This is a genomic window from Paenibacillus camerounensis (genome assembly GCF_000723885.1).
Taxonomy (GTDB): domain Bacteria; phylum Bacillota; class Bacilli; order Paenibacillales; family Paenibacillaceae; genus Paenibacillus_AQ; species Paenibacillus_AQ camerounensis.
The window spans coordinates 1-12,213 of the sequence record NZ_CCDG010000055.1; the positions used below are offsets into that span (position 1 = coordinate 1).

8 protein-coding genes are annotated in these 12,213 nt (G+C 48.2%); all 8 read right to left on the reverse strand.

The features are described 5' to 3' along the window. On the reverse strand, window positions 1-3,482 hold a 3,482-nt coding region (locus BN3772_RS20180), incomplete at its 3' end, for a calcium-binding protein (protein ID WP_042201767.1). A 22-nt stretch (window positions 3,483-3,504) separates the two neighbouring features. After that, complete coding sequence (locus BN3772_RS20185; protein ID WP_157643629.1) at window positions 3,505-4,089, reverse strand: hypothetical protein; 585 nt, start codon at window positions 4,087-4,089, stop codon at window positions 3,505-3,507. A gap of 192 nt (window positions 4,090-4,281) precedes the next feature. Next, window positions 4,282-7,137 carry a hypothetical protein gene (locus tag BN3772_RS20190; protein WP_157643630.1) on the reverse strand — a complete coding sequence of 952 codons (2,856 nt, stop codon included), beginning with the start codon at window positions 7,135-7,137 and terminating at the stop codon, window positions 4,282-4,284. A gap of 18 nt (window positions 7,138-7,155) precedes the next feature. Further along, window positions 7,156-8,493, reverse strand: a complete 1,338-nt coding sequence (locus BN3772_RS20195) for an HlyD family type I secretion periplasmic adaptor subunit (protein WP_052380612.1) — start codon at window positions 8,491-8,493, stop codon at window positions 7,156-7,158. A gap of 2 nt (window positions 8,494-8,495) precedes the next feature. Then, entirely contained in the window at window positions 8,496-10,664 is a 2,169-nt protein-coding gene (locus BN3772_RS20200) for a type I secretion system permease/ATPase (protein WP_086074681.1), read from the reverse strand. Window positions 10,665-10,929: 265 nt separating this feature from the next. Next, window positions 10,930-11,499: a manganese catalase family protein gene (locus BN3772_RS20205; protein WP_042201774.1), complete on the reverse strand. Its 570-nt coding sequence runs from the start codon at window positions 11,497-11,499 to the stop codon at window positions 10,930-10,932. A gap of 33 nt (window positions 11,500-11,532) precedes the next feature. Continuing rightward, window positions 11,533-11,802: a spore coat protein CotJB gene (locus BN3772_RS20210; protein ID WP_042174898.1), complete on the reverse strand. Its 270-nt coding sequence runs from the start codon at window positions 11,800-11,802 to the stop codon at window positions 11,533-11,535. Between the two features lie 4 nt (window positions 11,803-11,806). Next, window positions 11,807-12,025: a spore coat associated protein CotJA gene (locus BN3772_RS20215; protein ID WP_039871645.1), complete on the reverse strand. Its 219-nt coding sequence runs from the start codon at window positions 12,023-12,025 to the stop codon at window positions 11,807-11,809. Window positions 12,026-12,213: the final 188 nt, after the last annotated feature.

Below are 12,213 nucleotides of genomic sequence, written 5' to 3' on the forward strand. Positions count from 1 at the left end.
TCCAGCAAATCGTCTCCGCTGCCTCCGTACAGGATATCGTTGCCGCTGCCGCCTTGCATTACATCGTTCCCATTCGTTCCATACAGAATATTTCCCGCATCGGCCTCTGCTGGAGGACTGGCATGATTTAACACATAACCATAATCCCATACGGTGCCATCCGCAAAGCTAAATGCTTCAACAATATTAGAGGAGCTGCTGAAATAATCAACGATTTTAAGCTTATCTTTCGTATCCGTGATTATTAATTCTAAATGATTGCCGTTGCGCACAATTATCAATTCATCTGGCGACAATCCGGCATTAAAGAGCACCTGGTCATAGTTGCCTGCAACAGAATCAATGTCAACAATCGTATCGCTGCCGTAGCCTTTACCGAAGATGTAGGTGTCATTGCCCGTTCCCCCGACAAGATAATCATTGCCGGCACCGCCATCCAGCGTATCATTTCCGTCTTCTCCGGCAAGATAATCATCCCCAGCTTCACCGATCAGTGTGTCGTTCCCGGCACCGCCAAAGGCAGTATCGTCACCGGCCCCTGCCAAGTATCTCTCGCCAAGTGCAGTACCATAAAAGGTATCCTGCTGATCCGTCCCTCTGACCTCCTTCTGCGCCTGACCTAATATGTATTCAAGATTCCACAAGCTTCCGTCAGCAAACTTGATATTCTCAATCCGGTAATTCTCGCCCTTGAAGAAATTACGGACATTGATCTTATTGGCCTGATCACCAACCGAAACCAGCAGATCGTTCTGAGCTCTGATTAATCTCACCTGCTGAGGCAGAATCCCTTCACCTAATTGGATGCTGTCAGCATTTCCAGGTGTATCATCGTCTTCATAAATATGAACAGTTCCGCTCTCTTTTCCAATTACATATGTATCATTGCCCAGCCCGCCGAACAAGGCGTCATTGCCGCCATTTCCGGAGAGAATATCATTTCCGCTGCCGCCTGCTAACGCATCATCTCCAGCTGTACCGGTTAAAGTGTCATTCCCGTCCGTTCCTGACAGACTGTTCTTCAGGTTTGACTCCACTATCCATGCCAGCTCTACACTTTGTTCGGAGAAGAAGTCAGCAAAGTTAGTCCATTGAAGCGAACCCGCCTGATACAACTGCTTCGAGGTCCGGATAAACTCACCGAGTCGGCCCTTTGCCCCCGCATCACCAGCCTGAAGTGAAGACTGCAGCTGGTTCTGCACCCCGCTCAAATCCACCACAAATCTGTCAGTACTCCAGACCATCGATATCTCAGCATACAGCGCAGCCAGATGAGTCTGAGCCATAAGCTGTGCATATACATATTCCCGGATATCATGGTAAAACTCCTTAATTGTATCAGCCGTATTCCCCGGCGGAATATGCCCGGGCTGACTCACGCCGTAATACTTTTCTATGACTACTAATTTTTGCGCATCCACGATACCGCCGCGGCTGTCAGGATCAACCGCGTCAGCCCCCGTCCACTTATAAACCATCTGGTCAAGCAGCAGATCACGCACTTCCATATCGCTTTCCGCCTGGAACTGCTGCACCCATTGCTTCAGCTGTCCGCTGGCATCACGGAGCATTGCTTGATGGAACGTATGTAACAGACCGCTTCCATCTACATCAGGCAGCAATTGAATATCCGCGGGCTCTTCCAGCCATTCTTCAGCCACCGTATCATAGGGAGCCGCACCCACACTGTATTCAATCATGGAGTGGTTAACACCGTCGATCGTTCCGTACGATGCTTGCCCGGTCTCCTTATTGCCGGTGTCTCCATCCGGCCATTCCAGATTTCCGTGATCAAGCAGATTAAGGTACGTGATTCCCCATTCTGTCAGTGTCTGCAGCTCACCGGCATCTGTAATTCCGTCGGAGTTGAAATCCTGCCAGATTTGCAGCTGTCCGAATGCCTGGTCCAGACTGTCAATGACCTTATCCCCGTTGCTGTCCAGATCAAGCAGAGCTTCAAAGCCGCTCTTGGCAAGAGTTCCATCCTGAAGCACCGTGTATTGTCCAAACAGCTCCGAACCGTCGTTGATGATTCCGTCCTGGTTGATGTCGCGTACCAAAAGACCATCTTCAGCATTTACCCAGCCGGTTTTTTCAGCGAAGCCATCCCCGTTGTGGTCGAAATATACCCCGCTTTCCTCAAGACCAATTGTATTGTTGCTGCTGTCGTGGTCGAGATCCAGTATGACGGGATCGATGAAATCCTTCGCTCCGTTAGTCAGAGTATACAGCTTGTTTTTTTGATTCACTTTCAGGGTACCGCTCTTAAGGTGACTTTCAAAAAGCTCCTTCATCAGAACAGTCTTGGTGATTTCATTCGTATACGGATTGGCAAAAGACACCTTCTCCACGCACCCCACCGCATAGTTGGTTTTGTCATAGGTCAGTGTAATGCTGTCATTCGAATTTTCAAAGGTAAGAATGCCGAATCTTTTTCTTGCGTATTTGCCGATACCCTTGGCATGTGTAAATTGAAGTCTTGTGCTGGCTAGTGAATGCCCATAGATAATTAGCTCGTCCACATCCTTGCCGTTATAATTCACTTCATTGATGGTGTCCTGACCGTCTCCGGCAAAAAATTTGTAGGTGTCCGAACCTTTGCCGCCATATATGATATCGTTGCCTTTGCCGCCTACAATGACTTCGCCTGAATCACGTCCGTATAGTATGTCTGCACTGCCGGTCCCAATCAGGCTGTTATTATCGAAATATCCCTTGCCATTCATATAGTATTCAAAAGAACTGAACGCATTATGCCGATCTGCCGCTCCCGTCGGATCGCCGTCTTGATAACTGAACGGCATTTGCACCTGTCTACCCAGATGTGTTCCTAATTTCACTCTTGTATTCAGGACCTCTCCTTCCAGGATGTAGTTCCTTACCGGATATTGATCCAGGGGCATCGAATTTTTCGGGCGGTAATCTGAATCAGGCAGATAGCTATCGGGGTAAAACTTATTGTGTGTTCTGGCTGCATTAAAGATCACTGCCTGGCCGACCTGCTCCCGGTTCACGTTAATATGCGGACTGATTGTGCTCTCTACGCATTCGTACAATAGCTGTTGAGCCAGCTTTCCCCCTAAGGAATGGCCAGTAAAATTGTATTTAACATTACGCAGCTCATTATAATTGACCAGCTTCTGCGTATTCTTAAATAGCTGAATGGCTCCTAATAAAAACTGCGGGGAATACCAGTCCAGATTAATATTCTCTTTGTACCAGTCCACATTGAATGGAATCGGCCCCTCCGAGCCCCTGCAGGCAAACACTATTTCTCCTGTCATCTGACCGTTGGCCACACGTGCAAACGATGCTCCGTAAAATCCGTTTTGTGCGTTCTGATCTTCGACACTCAGCACCCTCCATTTGCTGTCCGTGAGTGAGTATTTATCCGGCACATTAATCTCTAGCAGATTCGGGCCTGTAGTTTGTTTCTTGTAAATCTCTTGACTTAGTCTCATGTATTCATAATCGGTTACCATATAGTAGAACACTCCTCTGCCGTTAATAATCTTTCAAACATGGATTGCCAATCTCAAATCTGGTCAGGTCAGTCAATTCATCCGGTGTGAGAATTTCACAGGCTCCAGTGAATGCCTCCCTGTTTTCCGCATAATATTCCGCAAAGCCCAGCTTGTTAAGTGAAGACAGGTCCGGTGAAGAAGCAATAGGATACAGCATGATGCTTAAGCTGCCTGCTCCTTGTTCTTTCATTTTATTAATAATGGAAAATACTCGTTCTCTGGTCATTATCCCGGTATACAGAAAGGATAGCTGTACAGACAGCTTTTCCGGGTGCCTGACGAAATTATCGTCCCAGTATTCAAGTCCCAAGCTATCATTAAATGACAGCGACGGTGATTGATAGACAGCCTCATATCTGACATCACTGCTTTCTAGCAAAGGGGAGATCAGGGATTTGGCCCACACATTAAGCGGATAATCTGTCTGCGGGTCCCGGCCGGAACGTTTGGCAAAATTGAAGGTCACCTCTTCATCGACAGATATTCCGCGCCCCTCATAATATCCGCTCAAATTCGTTTCGTTCAGCGCCGTGATCAGGAAGGGCTTATCGTAACGCTGTTCCATGAATTCACGGGTCTCCTTCTGTAACTCCTCTGAACCGGGAGAGCTTATTGCAGAGAAAAGGTTCACAATGAAGAGCGGATTTATAACAATCAGATAAATCAATGGCACGAGAATGGACACAATGATCCAAAATGGTATTTTCCGAAGCTTCATCACAAGCACATCCCTTCCATCACTTTATAATCAATACTGCTACTTCACAAAACTCACCCCCACTCTCTGCTCCCCGATCAGCTTCTTTTCCCCCTTGTAGCTCAGATATACCTTCACTTGCAGCGTGGGCTCCGACAGGCTGGTTGGAATACTGTCAATCTTGAATGTTCTCGGGATCAGGGAGAAGCTGCTTGTATCATCTGCCGTATTTAATCCATACTCCCTCTGCGTGATGATCTCCCCGGCATTTTCCAGTTGAATGATAATTTTATGTTCTGTGTCAAACGAGTCAAAAGACAGTTGCTTCGTTAATCCGGCTGTGAATTCCAGGGTGCCGTTATATCCTGAGACCAGCTTTGTCTGCGGATAGGAGATGTTCAGACTGTAAGGACCGGCATCCATTCCGGTAAGTCCATTAGCTGCAGCCCCTTTATCCTCTGTTAATTTAAGAAAGGCCGGTTTGACAAAAGCATCTGCATTTCCGCTGGTAGCTGCAATCTCCTTATTTTGGATCGCTAAGCCGAACAGCAGCTTCAAATCTGCCATTTTTGTTCCCTTTGGCACTCTCCCGGCCAAGGATTGAATAACCACATTGCCGTATTTCACAAGTTCATCTGCATTTGTTTCATACTTAAGCGGATAATACATTCCATCTGTGCTCTGAAAATAACCATACAGCGGATTGAGTACCTGAGTCCGTTTGTTCTTATTACGCTGAATCATTAATACTTCCACGAGATCTTCGGACGTGCCGGGATACACCACGACCTTATACATTTGTGCTTCGGATTCGCGGCCGGCTATATTCAAGGAATAGGATTGATCAGTTGCATACTCCGGCGCTTTATCCAGGGCATCGATCTGGAATTGTCCAATGCTCCGGCCCGCTCCCTCCTCATCGATTTGAAGCAGCACATTTACCTCACCTGAAGGCATGGAATACGGAATTTTCCCGATGACCTGCAAGGAAACCGGTGTATCCGGACCAGCACTGATCACTTTATCCAGTACAACGGGCTGTGCATCCACGGATATATGATTCACAGCATAGACTCCTTTGAATTCCGGAATAGCACCACTCCGGTAGGAGCTGCTGAACAACTCAAACTCCGTGACCATAGCATCTTCGCCGTCTACCGGTAAACGAAATGTAGAGATCCTCTTAATTTTGAAGTCCCCGTCCTTCGTTGAGAAATAAACCCAATCCTTCGTTATCATTTGTGTATGCTGTAATCCCGGCAGACTGAAAGTAGCAACCGGACGATACAGCTTGTTATTCCCCTGCTGAAAAGGTTCTTTCACGTTCAGTCTGAAATCCTGCAACCCTGCGTTGCCGGGAATCCGTACCTGAAAGGTTAACCTAATCCGGTCCTGCGGACTTAACCCGTTATCCGTCTGAGCATTAAGGAACGTCCCCTCGTAGCTGTACTTGTTCTCCACAGAACCACTAAGCTTGAATTCAGGCAATTCAATTTTTTGCTTCCCGTCATTATTTATCGTTAAGGTACCTTCAACAATCCGGTATTTTCCGTCCATATATCCCATGACGTTACTGACCGTCAGTGAATAAGGCGATCCGTCCTTAAGTGCTGTTTGAGTGATACTCGCTGCTTGCGTCGGCCCCGCTTCCGCAGACTTGCTTAAAGGAAGCTTTAATAGAGGCTGATACACGGGTTCCTCGCCGCTGCTTAATACTTTTGCAACAATTAGGTTCATATTGTACGGATTCATAATCTTTGGCAGACCCGCTGAAAGCGCCACCTCCCGCTGCTCCAACGCGTCGATCGTTTTTTCCGATGCGGTACCGCTTGAAACCAGCAGATAAGTGATTTTGTTGACTTCAACAAAATAGGCCAGGTTCGGATTAGCCACAGTATACCTGTTGTTATTGATTAGGGTGATGGATGTCCCTACATCCATTTGCGGCAAATCCGTTTCATTCATATATAGCTTGTCAGCTTGCAGCTGAAGCTGTTCCTTATCCGGTCTGATATAATATCCTCTCTCTGTGTTCAGCGGAATAGCGGTCCAGGCTTTGGCCTGTTCCAGCTTGAAGGCATGCTGAGTCAGCTGCACACTGTTCTCCTCTGTTGCCACAAGCAGCTTGAAGCTTATCGGAGCAGCCGTTTTGGGCAGGTTAGCATACAGGTCAGCGGTTACTTTGCCTTTGGCGTTCAATGTAATGCCGCTGCCGCCTACGGTCTGAAAAGGATACAGCTCACCTGAATCCGTCTGCAGCCAGTAGCTGTATCCGGGAAGCTCTACCGGCTGCGTTCCCCAGCTCTCCATTGTGAACGCCAACGTATATACCCGGTCATTTGCCGTCTCATATGAGTAAAAATCACCTGGTGTCATGCGGATCTGATTATTTTGCAGTACGGTTATTTTACTGTCACCGGCCGGTACGGTATTTGAATAAGCACCCGGTATTTTGACAACGCCGATGGATTTGCTGAAGCCCGGATAATGAATATTCCACTCTTTCACATCAAACTGCACCCCCGCAAGCCGGGTCTGATTAGGAACAGCTGCATAGAATATGAAGTCTCTGGCGGATTGCGGCAGCACCTTGGTGCCGGTCTGGGATTCTTTTACCTGTATGGCGTTTCCCGCATTTCCGGCATCAGTCTTTACCGTAATACCATATCTCAGCAGATCCATAGGAACCTGACCGCCATTCTTCAGCCGGACCTTGAAGGACAGCACGTTACTTTTTCCCCACTGTACCAGGTGAGGCTCGATGATCTCAATTGAACTGTTGTTGCTGACTGCTACTTTACCTACCGTCTGGGCTACTGCATTCCGGCCTTGGGCTGACATTTGACCCTGCCCTTGGCTCGTCAAAAGAATAAGACATAACATTATGGCTGCACATGCTGCGGTTACCTTCTTCATCTTTCTTCCCCTTTATAATTATCTTAGCGTGAAGCTCTCTTCGGCGGCTTTTTTGAGCGGTGACAGGAAGAAGTCAATAATCCTTCTCCTGCCTGTTTTGGCCTCAACGGACACGGACATCCCCGGAGTCAGCCCGATCCGATATCCGGATGAGGTCTCTGCAGACAGAACCTTCAGCTTAGCCTTGAAGACAGGTCCAAGCTGTTCATCTTCAAAGGCATCCGGGCTGACATAGATAATTTCACCCTGCAAATAGCCGTATTTCTGAAAAGGAAAAGTGTCTACCTTCAGATTGGCCGCCTGTCCTTTTTTAATAAAGCCGATATCCTGGTTGGCGATGGTTGCCTCTACAATCAGCGGCGTATCATCCGGCACAATGGAAATAACATCCTCAGCTGAACTGACTACCCCTCCAATGGTTAAAGAGGACAGCCCATGCACGGTTCCGTCTACCGGTGAGGATAACCGCTGTAGTTCGAACCGCTTCTCAGCTTTCGTTAACTCAGATTCCAGACTGTAAATGGTCTTTTCATTCTCAACAAGCTCATCCAGCACCGTTCGGTTGCGCTGTTTCTTAATAGAGGTGACATTCTCTTCAGCTTCGTCCAGTGCATCCTCCGCCCTGGAAATTTTCTTTTTCTGGGAATCTATCTCCAGTAAGGTTCTATTCAGGTTATTATCCGCCTGGAGCAAATCCGCACTGTCTGTGAAGCCCTCATCCCCGCCATTTTGCGATTTCATCAGGGCGAGCGAGTAGTCTTTGTTGGCCAGTTCGAGAGCAGCTTGCTCCAGATGAAGCTCCTGCCGGGTCTGAGATACAACCAGCTCTGCGGCTTTGATCCTACTGCCGAATTCTTCATCCCTGGCCTCACGCAGCTGCAACTGTACTTGCAGTACTTGCTCTGCATCTATGCCTGATCCAGCCACGGCAAGCTCACCCTGTTCGAGTCCGTCAAACCCCTTCCCCTCAAGCTCTGCTTCCAGCATTGCTTTTTGCAGCCTCGCAACGTACAGCTGCTTTGTCATCTCTTGAAGATCTGCTTCCGAGGTGGTCGAATCAAGCTCGATAAGCAGCTGGCCCTTTTGTACATGCTCCCCTTCGGATACCAATACTTCCTTGATGGTTCCCCCTTCCAGCGGCTGAAGGACCTTGGTCCGGCCGTCCGGGATAATCTTGCCGCGGGCTACCGCAACTTCATCCACTTTTCCCAGGTAAGACCAGGCCAGGACGATGATAAAAAGAATAACGATCGTCCAGATCAGCCAGCGCCCAAGCGGTGCTGGTGGAGTCTCTTCAATTTCTACGGCTGCAGGCAAAAATTCATATTCCAAACGATCTGCTTTTAATCCAAACATGTCTATTCCCTCTCCTGCTGGTTGTATAAATAATGGTACAGCCCTTTGTTCGCCAGCAAGCTTTGATGTGATCCGGCTTCAATTAAATGTCCTTTATCCAGCACGATTATTTTACTGGCTGTCCGCAGCGTAGATAGCCGGTGCGCAATAATAATTACAGTGCGGCCGGCACAAATTTTCTGCAGATTGTTCTGAATGATCCGTTCCGATTCATAATCCAGCGCCGAGGTCGCTTCATCGAAGATCAGGATTCGCGGATTCGATAACAGAGCCCGGGCAATCGCTATCCGCTGGCGCTGGCCTCCGGACAGCCCCTCACCCCGTTCACCAACCGTAGTGTCATACCCTTCAGTCAGCTCAATAATAAAGTCATGTGCCCCGGCCAGATGAGCCACACGAACAATCTCTTCAATTTTGGCGGAAGGATTGTTGAGCGCGATATTCTCCCGGATCGTTCCGCTGAACAGGTAGTTCTCCTGCAGCACAACACCAATCTGACGGCGCAGCCATGAGGGATCGGCCAATGAAATGTCCACACCGTCGATCAGAATTTTACCTGACTCCGGTACATAGAGCCGCTGGATCAGCTTGGATACCGTGCTTTTACCGGAACCACTGCGGCCTACAATTCCCACAACTGTTCCAGGCGGTATGGCAAATGACAGATCTCTTACAATTTCCGGCCCGTCCACTTTATAGCGGAAGGTGACCGCTTCGAAGGCGATTCCCCCCTGAATCCGGGGCAGTCTGGTTTTGGATACTGAGACTGCAGGTTCCGGCTTAACCTCAAAAATATCCTTTAATTTCTCGATAGAAATCCCGGTTTGCTGAAAGTCCTGCCACATCTGTACTAGCCGTAACACCGGATCACTGACACGTGAGGCCAGCATCTGAAAAGCAATCAGCTGCCCGACCGATATTGTCCCGGCCAGTACCAGATGGGTACCATAAAACAGAATCACGAGGTTTGATATTTTCTGGATAAACTGCGCAAGTGAACCTGCTGTTCCGGATAACATGAGCACTTTAAACGTAGCCTTAGTATAATTCGCAAGCAGGCCTTCCCACTTTTTCTGGGAGATCGGCTCCAATGCAAAGGATTTGATTGTCTGAATCCCGGACACTGCTTCAACCAGATAGGATTGGGATTCTGAGCCGCGCTGAAACCGCTCTTCCAATCTATTTCGCAGTAAGGGAGTAAAAATTAACGACAGCAGGGCGTATAAAGGCAACGTGCCTAAAGCGATAAATGTCAAATTGGAACTGTACGCAAACATAACAGCTATGTAGACAACAATGAACAGCAAATCAAGCACCGCCGTAAAGGGCGAGCCTGTAAGAAACTGGCGGATATTCTCCAGTTCACGGACCCGGGCAATCGTTGCACCGGTTCTCCTGTTTTCAAAATAGGACAGGGGAAGGCGGAACAGATGACTGAACAATCTGGTGCTTAGTGTAATATCCACTCTGCTGGTCGTATGGGTAAAGACATATGTACGGCTGATCCCAAGGATCAGTTCAAACAGGATAATAATCAGCAGTCCAGCTGCAAGCACGTTTAAGGTAGAGAGTCCGTGATGCACAAGAACCTTATCAATAATGACCTGTGTCATCAGCGGGGATACGAGTCCGAAGAGCTGAATGAACAGCGACGCCAGCAGAACCTCGGCCAGAATCTTTTTATGCTTCCACAGAGCAGGCAGAAACCATTTGATTCCGAATGCTTCGGTATGCTCTGTCTTGACTGCAGGAGCGAACAGAATGATGTCATTGCTCCAGATCTCTATCATCTCTTTGGTGGAGAGCGAAGAGGGTTTCCCGATCAGGGGATCGAAAATTAAAAATTGCTCCTCTTTCACTTTGGCAAGAACGAAATAATCTCCCGTTGTTGTCATCAATATGGCTGGCAGCGGCAGCTTATACAAGCGCTTCAGTTGAATACTGGCCTTCTTCGACTTTAACCCCAGCTCTCTGGCTGCTTTGAGAATCTGCAGTGTGTCCATCCCTTCATCATTCACCGCGAATGAATGCCTGATCTGCTCATAATCTGCCGGGATTTGATGATAATTAGCGATCAGGATCAGGCAGTGCAGCCCAGTGTCGGTTTTACGAATCCTCTCCTCTCCGGTAACCTGATTTTCTTCTTCCTTGTAAATGGCTTCTGCCTGCATGATGAGCACCCTTCTATGATGTAGTTAAACCCACACTTCAAATTTATATAAATTAAAAATAGGATTTTTGATTAAAATTAGAACAATAGAACTGAATTATTCATAACAGTAATTACAGATATTATTTTCCTTATGAATTTATCATCGGAATATTATGGTTAAATATGTACACAGAATGCTCAGATGTTAAAGACAGCCGAATGAACGACAGTCAAAAAAACACACCGTCAAAAATGACGATGTGCCGTGCCTGCTCGCTTGGAATTTAGAACACTTTCTTCTTATCCCGCTCCTCCATCAATATCTGTACCGACTCCTTAAACCGGATGGCATGAATGATCTCGCGCTCCCGCAGAAACTTAAGGCTGTCCTGAAGATCCACATCATCCGTCATGTCAATCAGCCACTGGTATGTAGCTCTGGCTTTCTCTTCGGCAGCGATGTCCTCATATAGATCAGCGATCGGATCACCCTTGGCCTGGATGTAGCTGGCGGTCCACGGAACCCCTGCTGAGTTCTGGTAGAACAGGGCATGATCGCGCTGTGCGTAGTTTGGCCCTAGTCCTGCCGCTTCCAGCTCCTGCACCGAGGCATCCTTGGTCAGTTTGTAGATCATGGTGGCAATCATTTCTAAATGGGCAAATTCCTCAGTTGATATATCAGTAAGGACACCGATTACCTTATCAGGAATCGAATAACGCTGATTCATGTAGCGCAGGGCTGCTGCCAGCTCCCCGTCAGCACCCCCATATTGCTCCATCAGGTACCGCGCCATTCTTACATCACATTTGCCGACACGAACCGGGTACTGCAGCTTCTTTTCATAAATCCACATCCGAAAGCCTCCCTCCTATACGCTGGTTTTGCGCTACACCTGCCAAGGCCAAGGGCTCTGGCTCCATTCCCACGGACATTTAGAGTACGCCCGCCCGAAATTCTGCAGCGGCCCGTACAGCTCCTGAAACTGGTTAGCCAGCCGGGTTCGCTCCTGAGTCAGCTGGTTAAACTGCTCGATTGCCTTCAAGTCCTCCGGATGAGTATCCAGATACAGATTCAGCTCAACCAGGGCAAAATCAAGCACTTGCAGCTGCTCCAGCATTTCATAGTAACGCGGCTCACATGCTTTTGGCTGCTCCATCTGGCTACACACCCCCTTTTCCGGCTTTGGATTCGTAAGGACTGTAGAAGGCCGGCCATAAGGTTCCTGCCCTCAGGGCTTCAGCCAACGGATACTGTGGCAAGCCCGGCGGCTGGAAGTTGACATACTGGTTGGGCGGCACAACGTACGTTTTGAACGGCACCGGCGGGCAAGGATCAAACGGTCCCCGGTAAGTAGCCCATACACGCTCCTGGGAGTTCAATAAAGTTCCCCTCCTAATTAAATCTGCTTCAAGTTCAGACATTCTTTCCTTCGTAACTACTGTATGATGCTCTGAGGCGCTCACAGAACGTTTGTCACACAAATTCCTCCTGAAACCTAAACATTCTTCATCAGCAAAAAAAAAGCCGCGCCGCTTCATCAGGTCAGGTGACCCTCATTCAGCAGCAC